General features: G+C 54.1%; 15 protein-coding genes. 5 read left to right on the forward strand and 10 right to left on the reverse strand.

The features are described 5' to 3' along the window. Positions 1-151 precede the first annotated feature (151 nt). The gene (ubiU, locus tag CUC53_RS07265) at positions 152-1147 is read left to right on the forward strand and encodes a ubiquinone anaerobic biosynthesis protein UbiU (RefSeq protein WP_100293540.1); all 996 of its coding nucleotides are present in this window, start codon (positions 152-154) and stop codon (positions 1145-1147) included. Between the two features lie 11 nt (positions 1148-1158). Further along, positions 1159-2031 (forward strand): U32 family peptidase, encoded by an 873-nt coding sequence (locus CUC53_RS07270; RefSeq protein ID WP_100293541.1) that lies wholly within the window; start codon positions 1159-1161, stop codon positions 2029-2031. Positions 2032-2078: 47 nt separating this feature from the next. On the opposite strand, the gene nlpI is transcribed toward CUC53_RS07270, so the two are convergent. From nlpI to queA, 7 genes are all read right to left on the reverse strand, one after another. Continuing rightward, a complete protein-coding gene (nlpI, locus tag CUC53_RS07275; RefSeq protein ID WP_338027655.1) occupies positions 2079-3026 on the reverse strand; it encodes a lipoprotein NlpI in 948 nt (315 codons plus the stop codon). Positions 3027-3116: 90 nt separating this feature from the next. Next, complete coding sequence (locus CUC53_RS07280; protein ID WP_100293542.1) at positions 3117-3485, reverse strand: rhodanese-like domain-containing protein; 369 nt, start codon at positions 3483-3485, stop codon at positions 3117-3119. A 59-nt stretch (positions 3486-3544) separates the two neighbouring features. Next, positions 3545-4492 (reverse strand): protein translocase subunit SecF, encoded by a 948-nt coding sequence (gene secF, locus CUC53_RS07285; protein ID WP_100293543.1) that lies wholly within the window; start codon positions 4490-4492, stop codon positions 3545-3547. Between the two features lie 11 nt (positions 4493-4503). Next, entirely contained in the window at positions 4504-6357 is a 1854-nt protein-coding gene (gene secD / locus CUC53_RS07290) for a protein translocase subunit SecD (RefSeq protein WP_100293544.1), read from the reverse strand. Between the two features lie 18 nt (positions 6358-6375). Beyond that, positions 6376-6711, reverse strand: coding sequence for a preprotein translocase subunit YajC (yajC, locus tag CUC53_RS07295; protein WP_100293545.1), 336 nt, complete (start codon positions 6709-6711; stop codon positions 6376-6378). Between the two features lie 50 nt (positions 6712-6761). Next, positions 6762-7898 carry a tRNA guanosine(34) transglycosylase Tgt gene (gene tgt, locus CUC53_RS07300; RefSeq protein ID WP_100293546.1) on the reverse strand — a complete coding sequence of 379 codons (1137 nt, stop codon included), beginning with the start codon at positions 7896-7898 and terminating at the stop codon, positions 6762-6764. Between the two features lie 72 nt (positions 7899-7970). Continuing rightward, positions 7971-9038: a tRNA preQ1(34) S-adenosylmethionine ribosyltransferase-isomerase QueA gene (gene queA / locus CUC53_RS07305; RefSeq protein ID WP_100293547.1), complete on the reverse strand. Its 1068-nt coding sequence runs from the start codon at positions 9036-9038 to the stop codon at positions 7971-7973. A 206-nt stretch (positions 9039-9244) separates the two neighbouring features. Here queA and CUC53_RS07310 point away from each other — a divergent pair, with 206 nt between their 5' ends. The 3 genes from CUC53_RS07310 to ahpF all read left to right on the forward strand — a co-directional run bounded on the left by CUC53_RS07310 (position 9245) and on the right by ahpF (position 12505). After that, entirely contained in the window at positions 9245-9691 is a 447-nt protein-coding gene (locus CUC53_RS07310) for a CBS domain-containing protein (RefSeq protein WP_100293548.1), read from the forward strand. 542 nt (positions 9692-10233) lie between these two features. After that, positions 10234-10800 carry an alkyl hydroperoxide reductase subunit C gene (ahpC, locus tag CUC53_RS07315; RefSeq protein ID WP_100293549.1) on the forward strand — a complete coding sequence of 189 codons (567 nt, stop codon included), beginning with the start codon at positions 10234-10236 and terminating at the stop codon, positions 10798-10800. Between the two features lie 124 nt (positions 10801-10924). Then, positions 10925-12505: an alkyl hydroperoxide reductase subunit F gene (ahpF, locus tag CUC53_RS07320; RefSeq protein ID WP_100293550.1), complete on the forward strand. Its 1581-nt coding sequence runs from the start codon at positions 10925-10927 to the stop codon at positions 12503-12505. Positions 12506-12678: 173 nt separating this feature from the next. On the opposite strand, the gene CUC53_RS07325 is transcribed toward ahpF, so the two are convergent. From CUC53_RS07325 to CUC53_RS07335, 3 genes are all read right to left on the reverse strand, one after another. Beyond that, on the reverse strand, positions 12679-13383 hold the full coding sequence (locus tag CUC53_RS07325) for an SIMPL domain-containing protein (protein ID WP_167386711.1): 705 nt from the start codon (positions 13381-13383) through the stop codon (positions 12679-12681). 57 nt (positions 13384-13440) lie between these two features. Beyond that, positions 13441-14013: a hypothetical protein gene (locus tag CUC53_RS07330; RefSeq protein ID WP_100293552.1), complete on the reverse strand. Its 573-nt coding sequence runs from the start codon at positions 14011-14013 to the stop codon at positions 13441-13443. A 98-nt stretch (positions 14014-14111) separates the two neighbouring features. Then, the coding region (locus tag CUC53_RS07335) for a type I secretion C-terminal target domain-containing protein (protein ID WP_100293554.1) at positions 14112-16751 on the reverse strand (2640 nt) is incomplete at its 5' end.

Here is a 16751-nt window from a genome sequence, read left to right on the forward strand (position 1 = left end):
GTGGCAAGATCCTGTTGGAAATCAAACTTGTGCAGGGTTACCTCAAGAAGGGTAAAACCACACAAAACTGCCTCAGGTCAAAAAGCGGGTGTGCGTGGCTGCATACAATCAGGGCTCGTTTGCCCTTCATATGCACTCTCGGAGCGTACCAATGGAATTACTCTGTCCGGCAGGCAGTTTGCCGGCACTGAAAACCGCCGTGGATAACGGGGCTGATGCCGTTTATATCGGTTTCAAGGATGACACCAATGCCCGCCACTTTGCCGGTCTCAACTTTACCGACCGCAAACTGGAGAAGGCGGTGGATTATGTGCATCAACATGGTCGCAAGCTGCATATTGCCATCAATACCTTTGCCCATCCCGGGGCCGATGCGCGATGGAAACAGGCGGTTGATCGCGGGGTGGCCCTCGGCGCCGATGCGTTAATCATCGCCGATCTCGCCGTGCTGGAATATGCCAGCCGCCACTACCCCGAGATGGAACTCCATGTCTCGGTGCAGGCCAGCGCTACCAATGCCGCCGCCATTCGCTTCTATCAGCAGCAATTCAATGTTACACGGGTAGTGCTGCCCCGGGTGCTCTCCATGCATCAGGTCAAGCAACTGGCCCGTGAGACCGATGTTGGCCTCGAGGTATTCGCCTTTGGCAGCCTCTGCATCATGGCCGAGGGGCGCTGCTATCTCTCCTCCTACCTGACTGGCGAGAGCCCCAACACCGTCGGCGCCTGCTCACCGGCCAAGTTCGTCCGTTGGGAAGAGACCCCTAGCGGTCTCGAGTCGCGGCTCAACGAAGTGCTGATCGACCGCTACGGCCCGGGCGAAAATGCCGGCTATCCAACCCTCTGCAAGGGGCGTTTCGACGTGGATGGCCAGACCTACCATGCATTGGAAGAGCCGACCAGTCTCAACACTCTGGGTCTCTTGCCCGAGCTGTTCAAGACCGGGATCCAGTCGGTCAAGATTGAAGGGCGCCAGCGCAGCCCCGCCTATGTGGAGCAAGTGACCCGGGTATGGCGTGCAGCCATCGATGCCTATCAGGCCAATCCCGAGTCCTATCAGGTCAACGCTGAGTGGGATGCCCAGCTCGCCCGCGTCTCCGAAGGCAGTCAGACTACCCTCGGCGCCTACCATCGTCAGTGGCAATAAGGAGCCCATCCATGCAATTTTCTCTCGGGCCTCTGCTCTTCTACTGGCCCAAAGCCGATACCGACGCCTTTTATCATGCTGCGGCCGACAGCCAGGCCGACATCATCTATCTGGGAGAAACCGTCTGCAGCAAGCGGCGCGAACTCAAAGTCGATGACTGGATTGCGCTGGCCCGTCAGGTGGCCAACTCCGGCAAGCAGGTGGTGCTCTCGACCCTCGCCCTTATCTCCGCCCCCTCCGAGCTCAAAGAGGTGAAGCGGCTGGTCGACAACGGCGATTTGATGGTCGAAGCCAACGATCTCGGTACGGTGCAACTCGCCTGGGAAGCAGGGATCCCCTTTGTCTGTAGCCCCGCCATCAACGCCTATAACGCCGATGTGCTGCGGATGCTGCTCAAACAGGGGATGAAACGTTGGGTCATGCCGGTGGAGCTCTCCCGTGACTGGCTGATCCAGCTCACTCAGGATCTGGGCCCCCTGCGCGACCAATTTGAGGTGGAGGTGTTTGCCTACGGCCATCTGCCACTCGCCTACTCGGCGCGCTGCTTCACCGCCCGCTCCCTCGACAAGCCCAAGGACAACTGCGAGCTCGCCTGCATCCACTACCCCACCGGACGACTGGCCAACAGCCGCGAGGGGCAGCGGGTGTTCAATCTCAACGGGATCCAGACCCAGTCCGGCTACTGCTACAACCTGGGTAACGAGCTGACTGGTATGGAAGGTCTGGTGGATGTGGTCAGGCTTTCGCCGCAAGGGATGGAGACGCTGGCGATGCTGGCCCGCTTCAAAGCCAACCGGCAGGGCAATCAGCCCCTCGTTCTGCAGCAGGATCGCGATTGCAACGGCTACTGGCGCCAGATCCCCGGCATGAGTCTGGTAGAATAAGCCCGCCATTCGCCCAACAAAAAGGCCTCATCGCGAGGCCTTTGTATTCAAGAAGATGCGCTGCTCTTCGCTGGCTCATTACTCTGAGCCCCCGGTGGCAACGGCTTGCGGGCCATCAGCTCCAACTCAAGCAGGGCGTACCGATGCTCGATAAAATCATACACATTATTGGAAAGCGCTAATTTGAAGTAGCTGATAGCTTCTTTGCGATTACCTTTACCCAGCTCAAATTTGCCCAGATAGAAGTAGGTTTCGCACAGCCGCTCAGCCAACTCCTTATTATCCTTTACCCCTTTGACAACATTAGCCATCAGTTGCGAGGCATTGATTTCACCGAGGTAAAGGCGAACTAAGTCCCAGTTCCATGCCCCATCATCATGCTGGTTTAGCCGCTCGCGCATCCGACTCATCGCCGCTGCGGCATTAATCTTCTGCTCGGCCAAATAGAGCCAGATCACTCGGTAAGGGTCTTCCGGTTGCACTTCATAGACACGCTTAATATCCGCTGCGGCTAGCTCAGGACGGTTACCATAGTAGAGTGCAATACCACGATTGAAGTAGGCAAAGTCGTAATCGGGGGCTAATTCAAGAGCAGAATCGAACGCCTCGTAGGCTTCATCATAGTTCTGCTGCTGTACCAGATAGACACCGATAAAGTTATAAGCCTCTGCAAAACTAGGCTTTTCCCGCAAAGCACGGTTGAAATCAAGGCGCGCAAGTGAACGAAGGCCAACCCGATCAAACACCACCGCACGCTCATAAAAAAGCTCAGCCCGCTGCTCGCTAGTCAGCTCAAGCTCGGTGAGCATTTGTCCAAGTCGCGCCAATGCGAGCTCGCTTTGGTAAGAGACTTGTAACGGTGTCGCTAGCACAAGCGATGCTGGCTGCGGTTTCAGTGCCTTAGCATCACCCATTTGATTCGTGCTACTGCAACCCCACATTGCTGACAGCAGCAAGATACCGAATAAGTATCTCATCCCTTTCCTGACGTTCAATGAACACTCCGACACTGAGGCTTTATCGCCCATATGGTAAAGGCCAACCCGCGCTTTGTCATGTAGTGCAACTCTTCCACTACAAATAAATCAAGATTCGACAGGATATCCCGCCTCTAACCAGCCGCGAAAGCCGCCGTCAACACTGATCACCTTGTGATAGCCCATCTGTTGCAGATTATCCGCCGCTAAAATGGAACGAAAACCGCCGCCGCAATAGAGGTAAAGCTCAGTAGCACAGTCTGGATAACGGGTTTCAATATCCCGCTCAATGATGCCACGCCCCAAATAAACTGCACCGGGCAAATGTCCTTTGGCCCATTCACTCTCTTCACGCACATCGACTAAATGAAATATCCGGCCTTCATCCTGCCAGCGCTTGATTTGATGGACATCGGTTTCGTTAACTCGAGAACGGATCATCTCAACCAATGCTAAAAAACGGGGATTATGGTGCATGTCACTCGCCTCCTGCTGACTCTGCAATGAAAAAAGAGCGCCCTTAGGCGCTCTGCTGTTTACGGTAATATCTCTTGCTGATCTTCACCCTCTTTTTCTACCTGAGCCGGCAGCATATGTTCACGCTTAACGCCAAGGAACATGGCACACGCACTCGCGACATAGATAGAAGAGTAAGTACCAAAGGCAACCCCAATAACCATCGCCACAGCAAAACCGTGGATCAGTGGTCCTCCTTTGAGCAGCAGTGCCAGCACCACCACAAAGGTAAGACCCGAGGTGATGATGGTACGACTCAGGGTCTCGGTCATAGAGAGATCCAAGATATAATCGGTATCCCCTTTACGTACCTTGCGAAAGTTCTCCCGCAAGCGGTCGAACACCACGATGGTATCGTTCAGCGAGTACCCCACCAACGTCATCAATGCTGCCAGCACGGTCAGGTCAAACTCGTACTGGAAATAGGCGAACACACCGAGGGTGATCACGACGTCATGGACGAGCGATATAATCCCCCCCACCGCAAGACGCCACTCAAAACGCACTGCCACGTAGATCAAAATACAGATGATCGAGGCAAGCATTGCCAGTGCGCCATCGGTCGCCAATTCATCGCCGACCGAGGGCCCAACAAACTCGACACGTTTAAGCACAGCGGCAGGGTCAATCAGCTTAGCGGCGGCTAATACTTCATTCCCCTGCTGCTCCACCTTCACTCCCTCTTTGGGCGTTAGGCGTACAAGCACATCACGAATGGAGCCAAAATGTTGCAGGGTTGCCCCTTCAATCTTTTGCTCATCCAATACTTTATGCATTTCATCGAGATCAACCGATTGCTGGAACCCCACCTCAATCGTGGTGCCACCCGTAAAGTCGAGCCCCCAGTTCAATCCTCGATCGAACAGGAAAAAAAGCGCAATCAGCATCAGCAAGGTAGAGAAAACCACACCCGGCTTGGCATAACGCATAAAGGGGATGGGTTTTTCAAAATGTAGAATCTGAAACATCGTCTCTATCCTCAGATCGGCAGCTTGTCGAGGCGCCGTCCACCCCAAGCCAAGTTGATAATGGCGCGGGATACCGTGATGGCGGTAAACATAGACGCACTCAGACCGATACCCAGCGTCAGGGCAAAGCCCTTGATGGCGCCGGTGCCAATACCAAATAGGATCACACAGGTAATGAGTGAGGTAACGTTGGAATCTGCGATGGTCGAGAAAGCCCGGTCAAAGCCCAGATGGATGGCTTGCTGGACCCCCCGCCCGTTGCGGATCTCTTCGCGGATACGCTCGTAGATCAACACGTTAGCATCCACCGCCATTCCTAGCGTCAGGACGATACCCGCAATACCTGGCAGGGTCATGGTCGCGCCTGGGATCATCGACATAATACCGACGATCAACACCAAGTTCATACTGAGTGCTAAGTTGGCGACCCAACCAAACGCGCGGTAGTAGATCCCCATGAACAGCACGATCACCAGCATGGCCCAGCCGATGGCTTCCATCCCGCTGTCAATGTTCTGCTGACCGAGGCTCGGGCCGATGGTGCGCTCTTCCACGATCTGGATCGGCGCGATCAGGGCACCGGCACGCAGCAGCAGTGCCAGATTATGCGCTTCGTTGGCGTTGTCGATACCGGTGATCCGGAACTGGCTACCAAGGCGCGACTGGATAGTGGCGACGTTGATCACCTCCTCCTGCTTGCGGAACTTACGCTTGCCATCGGGTCCTGGCTGGCCAACCGGTTTGTACTCGATGAACACGGTGGCCATCCCTTTACCCACGTTATCCTTGGTAAAGTTGGCCATCTTGTTGCCACCCTGGCCATCTAGCTTGATGTTCACCTGAGGACGACTGTATTCATCAAAACCAGACTGAGCACCCACGATGTGGTCACCGGTTAAGATCACCCGCTTTTGCAAGACAACTGGGCGGCCATTGCGATCGTTGTAAACCTTAGAGCTAGGCGGTACACGGCCATCAGCTGCGGCCTGAATATCGGCCGTCTCATCCACCATGTGGAACTCTAACGTTGCCGTTGCCCCCAAGATCTCCTTGGCTCGAGCGGTGTCTTGGATACCCGGCAGCTCAACCACAATGCGCTCGGCACCTTGCTGCTGCACTAACGGTTCAGCGACACCCAACTCATTGACCCGGTTACGGATGATGGTGATGTTCTGCTCAAGGGCATACTTCTTCACCTCTTTGATCTTGGCTTCGGTCAATGCCGCCAGCAGGATCAACTCATCCCCTTTTTGCTCGGTCGTAAAGGCCAAGTCCGGGTTCTGGCGACGCAGGTGAGAGAGCGCACGCTCTTGATCTGCCTCATCACGGAACAGCACCTGTACTTGATCACCGACCCGACGCACGCCGGAGTAACGGATCTTCTGAGTACGCAACTCCGAGCGGAAATCTTGCACCATCTGCTCTTGCTGCTTGGTCAGCGCCTCGGCCATGTCCACCTCCATCAGGAAGTGCACACCACCACGTAAATCGAGACCGAGTTTGAGCGGCGCAGCACCTATCGCGTTGAGCCAAGCGGGCGTAGCAGGCGCCAAATTGAGGGCAGTAATAAAATTATCACCCAGCTTAGTGGCAACCACGTCACGGGCTTTGAGCTGATCTTCGGTGTTCTTAAAACGCACCAGAATAAAACCGTGCTCAAACGCGGCATGCTTGACTGGGATCTTGGCCGCATTTAGCGTCTCGTTCACCAGATCAAGGGTCTCTAGCTTGACTTCGGCGCCGCGGCTAGCAGAGACCTGTAACGCTGGGTCTTCACCGTAAAGATTGGGGGCTGCATATAGAAAACCGATGGCGATCACCACGATCACCATCAGGTATTTCCACAGCGGATAGCGATTTAACACGCTGTGCTCCTTGGCGGATTAAAGGGACTGGATAGAACCCTTGGGCAACACGGCAGACACAAAGTCTTTCTTAACCGTGACTTGAGTCTGGTCGTTGAGGGCGATCACCAAGTAATCGTTGTCGGCCGCCACTTTGGCGATCTTGCCAATCAAACCACCAGAGGTCAGCACTTCATCGCCCTTGGAGAGTGAGCTCATCAGATTACGATGATCCTTGGCACGTTTAGCTTGCGGGCGGTAAATCATGAAGTAGAAGATGAGACCGAACACGGCCAGCATGATGATCATTTCCATACCACCACTCTGTGCTGCCGGAGCCGCGCCTTGTGCATATGCCTGGGGGATAATACTCATTTAACAACCTCTTATTGATGTAGATTAGGTAACTAGATTATAACTCGTTGTTATTTCACGTCATTTTCAGCTAATGGGGGCACAGGCTTCCCTTGCCGACGGTAAAACTCTGTCACAAAGTCGTTTAATTTACCCTGCTCGATCGCGTCCCGCAAACCTTGCATCACCCGCTGGTAATAACGCAGGTTATGAATCGTATTCAGACGGGCGCCGAGGATCTCGTTGCATTTGTCCAGATGGTGCAAATAGCTACGGCTGTAGTGCTGGCAGGTGTAGCAATCGCAATCAGCATCCAAGGGGCTGGTGTCGCTGCGATATTTCGCGTTACGGATCTTGACCACCCCATCAGTGGTAAAAAGATGGCCATTACGGGCGTTGCGGGTCGGCATCACACAATCGAACATATCGATACCACGGCGCACCCCTTCCACCAGGTCCTCCGGCTTGCCAACCCCCATCAGGTAGCGCGGCTTGTCGGCGGGAATCTGCGGGCAAACGTGCTCAAGGATGCGGTGCATATCCTCTTTGGGCTCACCGACCGCTAGACCGCCGACCGCATAACCGTCGAAGCCGATCTCCAGCAATCCATTGAGCGACACGTCGCGCAGTGGCTCGTAGACAGATCCCTGAATGATGCCAAACAGCGCATTTTTATTGCCAAGCGCATCAAACTTGTCACGGGAGCGCTTAGCCCAACGTAGCGACATCTCCATCGACTTACGCGCTTCTTCATAGGTAGCTGGATATGGGGTGCACTCATCAAAAATCATCACGATGTCAGAGCCCAAATCGTATTGGATCTCCATCGACTTCTCGGGGTCGAGGAAGATTTTCTCGCCGTTGATGGGGTGGCGAAAGTGCACCCCCTCTTCGGTGATTTTACGAATGTCACCCAAGCTGAACACTTGGAAACCACCGGAGTCGGTCAGGATCGGACCTTGCCAGTTCATGAAGTCATGCAGGTCACCGTGGGCGCGCATCACTTCCTGACCCGGCCGCAACCAGAGGTGGAAGGTATTGCCGAGCAGGATCTGGGCACCGCTCTCGCGCACCTCTTCTGGGGTCATCCCCTTGACGGTGCCGTAGGTGCCAACAGGCATAAACGCAGGGGTCTGTACTACGCCGCGATCAAACACCAGCTGGCCACGACGGGCTCGGCCATCGGTGGTTTTCAGTTCAAATTTCATTACAACCTCTCTGTGGGTCAGAGAAACAGTCTGACCATGAAGGGCCATCCGGCCCGATATCAGCGGCGATACTTACGCATCGCCCCGGCGACGGGTGACAAACATCGCATCCCCGTAGCTAAAAAAACGATACTGCTCGGCCACCGCAGCCTGATAGGCCGCCATCACCTGATCGTACCCCGCAAAGGCGCTGACCAACATGATCAGGGTCGACTCCGGCAGATGGAAGTTGGTGACCATGGCATCAACAAGCTGAAACTCATACCCTGGGAAGATGAAGATGTCAGTGTCGCCGAAAAAGGGCGCCAGCGGCTTGCCTTGGGCCAACGTCACCTTGGCGGCACTCTCTAAAGAGCGCACCGAGGTGGTCCCCACCGCAATCACTCGGCCACCACGGGCACGGGTCGCGGCGATGGCCGCCACCACCTCTTGCGGCACTTCGGCATACTCGGCATGCATGTGGTGATCTTCAATCTTCTCCACCCGCACCGGCTGGAAGGTCCCCGCCCCTACATGCAGGGTGACGAAGGCCGTTTCAACCCCTTTGGCCCGAATTTTCTCAAGCAGCGGTGTATCAAAGTGCAGACCCGCGGTCGGCGCAGCGACAGCGCCCGGCTTCTGGTTGTAGACCGTCTGGTAGCGCTCTTTATCGGCATCCTCATCGGGCCGATCAATATAAGGGGGCAGCGGCATGTGGCCGATGGCCTCCAAAATCTCCAGCACCGGACGCGGGTCAAGGAAGTGGATCTCGAACAGGGCATCGTGACGGGCACGCATCTCGGCCTCGACGCTCTTGCCGTCAGGCCCCGCCGCCATGATCAACCGGGTGCCGGGCTTGGGCGCCTTGGAGGCACGGACATGGGCCAACACGCTGTGCTCGTCCAGAATGCGCTCAACCAATACCTCCAACTTGCCGCCGCTGGCCTTCTGGCCAAACATCCGCGCCGGAATGACGCGGGTGTTGTTGAACACCAGCAGGTCACCTGGGTTGAGCTGATCCAGCACATCGACAAATTGACCGTGGCGCAGAGCACCAGTTTGGCCATTGAGCTGCAACAAGCGGCTCGCCGTCCGCTCTGCCATCGGATAACGGGCAATCAGCGCATCTGGCAGATCAAAATGGAAATCGGATACTTGCATCTTTCACCTCGGGGGAATCGGCGGCTAGTCTAGTTATCCCCCTTGGCCAAGGCAACCCAAAAACCCTATCCCGATAAGGCATAGCGCCCAGATTTTATCTTTACCCCACCATGAGTGGTGATTTAACGAGCAGCGTTGACCCGGATCATGTTTTGCCAGCGCCCCCTAGGCTAGGGTAATGGTCAACACAGTGAAAGGAGGCTTTTATGATCACCATCTTAGAGATAATGACTAAACACCCTTTTACGCTGGGGCCCAGCAACAGTGTCAAGCAAGCGATGGCGTTAATGCAGCAAGAGCGGATCCGTCATATTCCGATTGTGAATGACCGCCACCACCTACTTGGTCTGGTGACCCTCTCCGATATTTTGGCTACTCAGGAATCGAAGTTGTTGCTGATCAGCCCAGAACAAGAAGCTGAGTTTACCGACAGCATCCAACTCGATGAGATCATGACTCACCACGTCGCCACCGTGGCGCCGCAGGCGAGCATCAAAGAAGCCGCACTCTATTTGCAGCGTCATAAATATGGCTGCCTACCGGTGGTGAAGAACCATCAATTGGTCGGGATTGTCACCGAGTCGGATTTTATTGCTGTGGCCATTAATTTGCTTGAGCTGATGGAGCAACAAGAGCCCCTCACTGATTTCTGATGTCACAGCCCCTCGCAGGGGCTTAGAGCCTGCTCTATTGGCCATTGCAAGTACGCACACGGCAATATCGGCATCGCCAACACACTTAAGTTGCCCGCATTTTGATGCGTTGCGCCCAGCCCATAGCCAACCAGCAGCAATGGGATGGGCGTTAACACCAGCAGCATCAACCTCATTACCCACCCGCTAAGCGCAGACGTTGGTGCTGTCCCGGTGCGGGGTGCATTCCTTTGTCACTGGGTTTTATCTCGCTCACTGTCTTTTTTGTTAAAAACAACCAGCGAAATCGCACCACTCCCCTTGAAAAAGGGATGACCCGCACCGATGTTGAACCCCGACAACGAGTTATCTCAGAAGACCTGAGAAATTCATGTTAATGACCGCAACACTGGCAATCTATTAAGTAGATTTAAGCGATTCAAAATTGTGGCTTTAATCGATTAGATTGACCCTCTATGATGCATTCATCGAAAGTCAAACGCCTCGTCAGGTCTGGGTCATTCATATCAGACGGGCACATGTACATCACAAGGAGCTAATACATGTCTACCTACATCAATACTGAAATCAAGCCGTTCAACGCCACCGCTTACCACAATGGCAAGTTTGTTCAGGTGTCTGACGCTGACCTGAAAGGCAAGTGGTCTGTGGTGTTCTTCTATCCGGCTGACTTCACTTTCGTGTGCCCGACTGAACTGGGCGATCTGGCTGATAACTACGCAGAGTTCCAGAAGCTGGGCGTTGAGATCTACGCTGTCTCTACCGATACCCACTTCACTCACAAAGCATGGCACGACACCTCTGACACCATCAAAAAACTGCAGTACCCGATGGTAGGTGACCCGACTGGTACCATCACCCGCAACTTCGGTGTGATGATCGAAGAAGCTGGCCTGGCTGACCGCGGTACTTTCGTGATTGACCCACAGGGTGTTATCCAGATCGTTGAAATCAACGCTGGCGGCATCGGCCGTGATGCCCTGGAGCTGCTGCGCAAAGTCAAAGCCGCTCAGTACGTTGCATCCCACCCGGGTGAAGTATGCCCAGCTAAGTGGAAAGAAGGCGAAGCCACTCTGGCCCCGTCTCTGGATCTGGTAGGCAAAATCTAAGCCTCCCGCCTCCAAGACCGGCCCGCTTCAGGGCCGGTTTTCTTTCCGGATCACAGAATTTATGTCGGTCTGTTGCCGGCACCACCATGCCACCGATCCGCCATTATTAAGAAGGAATTCGACCATGTTAGATACCACTCTCAAACAACAGCTAAACACCTATCTGCAGTACATCGTCAATCCCATCGAGATCAGCGTATCCGGCAATGACAGTGACAAATCCGCAGAGCTGCAGGCACTGGCCAGCGAAATTGCCGAGATGTCCCCCAAGATCACCCAGACCTCTGGCACTGCCGCTCGCAAGCCTTCCATGAGTGTCGCACCGCAGGGCCAAGCCCCACGGGTTCACTTTGCCGGCATTCCCATGGGTCATGAATTTACCTCGCTGGTGCTCGCCTTGCTGCAAAGTGGCGGTCACCCCTCCAAGGCTGATGCTGCGGTACAAGAGCAGATCAAGCAGCTAAAGGGCGAGTTCCATTTCGAAACCTATATCTCCCTCACCTGCCACAACTGCCCAGACGTGGTCCAGGCCCTCAACCTGATGGCGACCCTCAACCCTGGCATCACCCACACCATGATCGACGGCGCCCTGTTTCAGGACGAGGTCAATGAGCGCCAAATCATGGCGGTGCCGAACGTCTATCTCAACGGCCAACCCTTTAGCCAAGGCCGAATTTCGCTAGAAGAAATCGTCGCCAAACTCGACACTGGCGCCAGCGAGCGCAAAGCCGCCGAGCTCAGTGACAAAGCCCCCTACGACGTATTGGTGGTCGGCGGTGGCCCCGCTGGCGCTGCTGCTGCCATCTACGCTGCTCGTAAAGGCATTCGCACCGCTATCGTCGCCGAGCGTTTTGGCGGCCAAGTGATGGATACGGTCGGCATCGAAAACTTTATCTCCGTGCCCTATACCGAAGGCCCGAAGCTGGCTGCAAGCCTAGAACAGCACGTCAAGCAGTATGGCGTTGAGGTGATCACCGAACAGCGCGCTGCCGCCATTAGCAAAGATGGCTATGTCAACGTGGCTCTGGCCTCCGGTGCCACCTTGAAGAGCCGTGCCGTAATCCTAGCGACCGGTGCCCGCTGGCGCGACCTGAACGTGCCGGGCGAGATCGAGTACCGCACCAAGGGCGTAGCCTACTGCCCACACTGTGATGGTCCCTTCTTCAAAGGCAAGCGGGTGGCGGTGATTGGGGGTGGTAACTCCGGTATCGAAGCCGCCATTGATCTGGCCGGTATTGTTGAACACGTCACCGTGGTGGAGTTTGCCGATACCTTGCGCGCTGATGATGTCCTGCAGAAAAAGGCCCGCTCCATGGGCAATATCGACATCATCATGAGCGCCCGCACCACCGAAGTGATCGGTGATGGCAGCAGAGTGGTCGGCATGGATTACGAAGACCGTACCACCGGTGAAATCAAGCGTTTAAACGTGGCGGGTATCTTTGTTCAGATTGGCTTGGTGCCAAACACCGAGTTCCTCAAAGGGAGCGAGATTGCCCTGACCCGTACGGGCGAGATCGAGATCGATACCAAAGGGGCCACCTCCTTGCCCGGCGTCTACGCCGCAGGGGATGCGACCACGGTGCCGTTCAAGCAGATCATCATCTCCATGGGGGCAGGGGCGACCGCTGCGCTCGGAGCCTTTGATTACCTAATCCGTCATCAGGCACCAGACGTGGCCGAGATAGCCTCCGCGACAGCCTAAGCAGGCTCCTGCTAACCAAAAGCCGACTCAGGTCACCCTGAGTCGGCTTTTTATATGGCGCTATACCCAGCACCGTAGCAGCACGGTGATGGATAAGTGTAAATTGCGAGAAATAACGATAATGAGATACTGGATTGTTGGCAGCGAATATGGCTTGCAGAATGGTTTACCCATCACTCCAACAAAAAAACCGCCTCAACATTATCGGTGACCGTTATCTGCTGTTGCTGATAACTGTTTTCGACCGCCGCAGAGGCATCCGCCATCGCTAATGCCTTCAGGTTACGGCTGTACAGCGGCATCGCTGACCCATTGCGATACTCGACGCGATAAACCTTGCCGAGCTTCATGCCAAATGCCTTAGACAAGGACTCCGCTTTACGCTTCGCATCCTCCACCGCCCCTAACCGGGCTTGCTCCTTGATGGTTTGTGGTGATTTCAAGCCATATTCAATCTCTGACACTGACTCAAGCCCAGCTTGAAGCGCGGTATCCATCAACTGACTTAACTTATCGAGTTGATAGAGCTTCACTGCCAACTGCCGCTGAGCACGATACCCCATCAACAGCGGCTTCTTATTGTCACTGTATTGATATTCAGGGGAGACCATGAGATTACCGGCCTCGACATCACTGCGCTTGATGCCAAGCCCTTCGAGCTGACCAAAAAACGCAGCGACCCGAGTATCGACCTGTTGTTTGGCCTTAATACCTTGTTTTTCAAGGGCAGTGACCGAGACATTAAGGGTCAGCATATCGGGCTCTACTCTTTGTTCAGACATTCCACTCACTACCAAATGGGGCACTTCAGGGATATCAAGCGCCAACAGTGGGGAACTGATGGCTAACAAAGAGAGGGTAAAAAAGGGACGCCACATAGCAAAAGACCTCATCAAGTAAAAAGTGAGGCGATTATGCCCTTGGCTAAGCAGGATTCATATCTCGTGCAGTGGCGGCAGCTGGTCAAATACCTGATTGGTTAATTCAAGGCTGATCATGACAATTGGCTCGCTCAGTGGCGGCACATGTGTCGAACTCGGCACCCCTTCAATAGCGGGCAGCAGTGACTCATCTTCAAAATGAAACGAGTCCCATGACAACACTTGGCTAGTCACCGCCACATGTTGGTGAGCATCTTGGGGAAATTGCCCCGTTTGCTCCATGATCGGGCTCCACGCCAAAGGATCAGATTGCTCTAACAAATTGTGTAATGAGTCACCCCCTAAGCTGCTTAATGGATACTCTTGCTGCCCCTGCTGATGACCGACCAAGATCATGGCATGGGCATGTTCAGTCCCCGCAACCGGCACATATGCAGCGGTTGCCGTCGCAAAATCGATATACAGCCCTCCGGCTACTTCACCGGCTTCATTCTCAATCTCTAATCCATCCAGCCGATCGCCTGCGATAGTGGCGTGATAACCAAAACGCCCCGCACAACTAATGCTGCCTTGCCCATCCCAGCTATAACGAATGCCATCAATGTCGACCCAATTAAACGGCTCCATCATCCCCCCTTACCAGCCCTCCCCATTGAAACGGCCACTATCTTAGCCGCCCATGGCGTAAAAAAGTAGGGACCGAATCAATCGGTCCCTACCTGCGACTATGGATCAACCTTGAGATTACCCTGAGTCAGTAGATCCTCAATGATCTGTTGATCTGCCCGCGTGCCTCCTGCGGTTAAGTCAATGTTATCAAAGAGAATCGTGTGGGTTGTGCCGCCAGACGTCCCATCCAAATCAATCGTCAGGGTCGATTTACCTGTCCCTGGGCCACTACTGAAGTTGAGATAGGCATCCAGTGATGTTTTATTTGCCTGTTCGCCACTGAGCAGCTCGCTCAGATCCAGAACATCTCCACCTGAACCGGTGGTAAAGTCTTTGATAATGTCGCTACCACCGACATCACCCGCAGCCCACTTGAAGGTATCCTTGCCGCTTTCCCCAGTCATGGTGTCAGATCCCAGCCCACCGATTAGGATGTCTTCACCGATACCACCATCCAAGATGTCGGCATCGACGCCGCCCAGTAAGATGTCATTGCCATCGCCGCCATAGAGGGTGTCATTGCCAGTACCGCCTTCAATGTGGTCATTGCCACTATTACCATTAATAGTGTCATTACCACCATTACCCAACAGGACATCATCCCCTGCTGTTCCATTGATGATATTATCGTCAGCCGCTCCTTCTATTGGTGTAGGCACCGTTACTGGCGTCGCACCAATGTCAATGGTCAGCTGAGCTGTGTCCTGATCCCCATCATTTTGTACGACCTGATAGGTGAACACATCCGATTTACCCTGATTGGCCAAGTTCGGATTTGGAGTGTAAATGTAAGAGCCATCGCTTTGGATCACGAGGGAACCATAAAGCCCTGCTATCGTCTGACTGGTCGTGACTGCGCTATAACTGCTGCCGTTCCAGATCTTAAGCACAGAGACCTCACTGCCAAGTGCATCGATCGCCCCCCAAGGATCGCTACTCATCGGGTTAAAGTTAAGATCTGTCAGCACATTCCCCTGAGCCGCCACAACTGACACGGCAGTGGTCGCGCTAGCGGTAACGTTAAGTTTGATGTTGTCCAAATCAAGGCGAGATGCTGAAGCCCCCCCACCATCGTTAACCGAGAAGTAAACACGATATTTAGTATTCGTGGCCAGTGTCCCTGTCGTGATCGTTGTCAATGGCCCCGGATCTGCAGCCAGACTGCCACTGAAACCGGCACCACTGAGTTGCTCCCAAGTGCTCCCATTGAACTGATAGAGGCTCCAAGTAACAACATCACTAGCATTTACGTTGCTTCTGTCATAGTCGAAACTCAGTGTGGTTGCCCCACTTGCGCTGGTCGTGAACTCTGGCGTGAGCAGGGTCGCGGCCCCAGTAGATGTCCCATTGTTGTCAACAAGCCGTAAGGTGCCACTAGTCACTGCGCCGTCAAATGTAGTGTTATTGAGGGTACTGGAAATCCACTTATCTCCATTAGTGGCCACTGCTGTACCTATCGTATTGCCGCCCAAATCGATCACGCTGATACCGGTACCGGACGAATCATAAACCCAAGGGTTATAATTTGAGCCGCTATTCGCTGAATTGCTGGTAGTAGTGAAGTCGCTCAATGGAACACTCGTTATGGCGCCCGGCACTGTAATCTCGTAGACCAACGCATGATTACTGTTGTCATAAACAGTCACCTCGCTGGCATCTGTGGTGATAAGTTTCAACTCCCCACTCTTCACATCACCATCAGCATCAGTGATGGTGTAATGGAATGTCTCCATGTAGTCATTCGCCACATCTAGAGACAGACTGTAACTGTAATCCCCGGTCAGCAAGTTGACCGACAGTGTGCCACCACCATGAGTTGGGATCGTCAGCACATTGTTAGCTGCGTTGTAACCAGAATAAGCCGTGGTATAGATCACATCAGGAGTAGCTGGATTGCCGTCGGCATCGTGGGAAATACTGGTAATGGGCAACGTAGCTGGGCCATCAGCACCAAAGATCACCCCTGTATCTACCAGCAAATTACCTGTGGTTGGTACCTGCACAGTCGCGGACAAGGTACTGGCCAACTGGCTCAAATCCGTCACAATGACGGCAGGCAAGTCTGTGCCCGACTCACCATTGTAAGAGATTGGCTCCAATGCCGGCGCCGTTGCGCCAGTTCCCATGCCAAGAGCATAAGCCTTAATATCATTGTTGGTCAGGAAGGTTTGCCAAGCTGACTGCTCGGCTCCATTGATACCGTTATTACCTGATCCAGCCACACCGGACCAAGTTGTACTTTCGGTCGGTTCCCCATCAGAAAGGAAGTAGAGAACATTCTGGCCACCAATTATCTTTCCTACAGAGTCATAGGCAGATATGGCCTTGATCAGCGCATCGTCATAGTCTGTACCGCCACTGCCCAGTGTATCGGTAATGGTATTGATGACATTCAATGCTTGGGTAGCCGTCAACCAGATATCCCCTGACCCCAAGAAATTGGTCGTCGCTGTACTGGCAAATCCCACAAGTCTAACCATGACGTTGCCGACGTCATCATAGCCATTAATCAACTGCAAAATAGATGCTTTGGCAATAGCCATTCGACTTGTATAACCTGCAACACCAGAGGCGTAATCCATGCTGCCCGAGGTATCTAGGATAATCATCAGGTTGGTACCCGGATTCGAAAACTCCTCAACTCTCGTATTAATTTCAGTAGGCTGCACCGGCACGTCATCGACCACCTGCACGCT

It is taken from the genome of Aeromonas cavernicola (assembly GCF_002795305.1).
GTDB lineage: Bacteria > Pseudomonadota > Gammaproteobacteria > Enterobacterales > Aeromonadaceae > Aeromonas > Aeromonas cavernicola.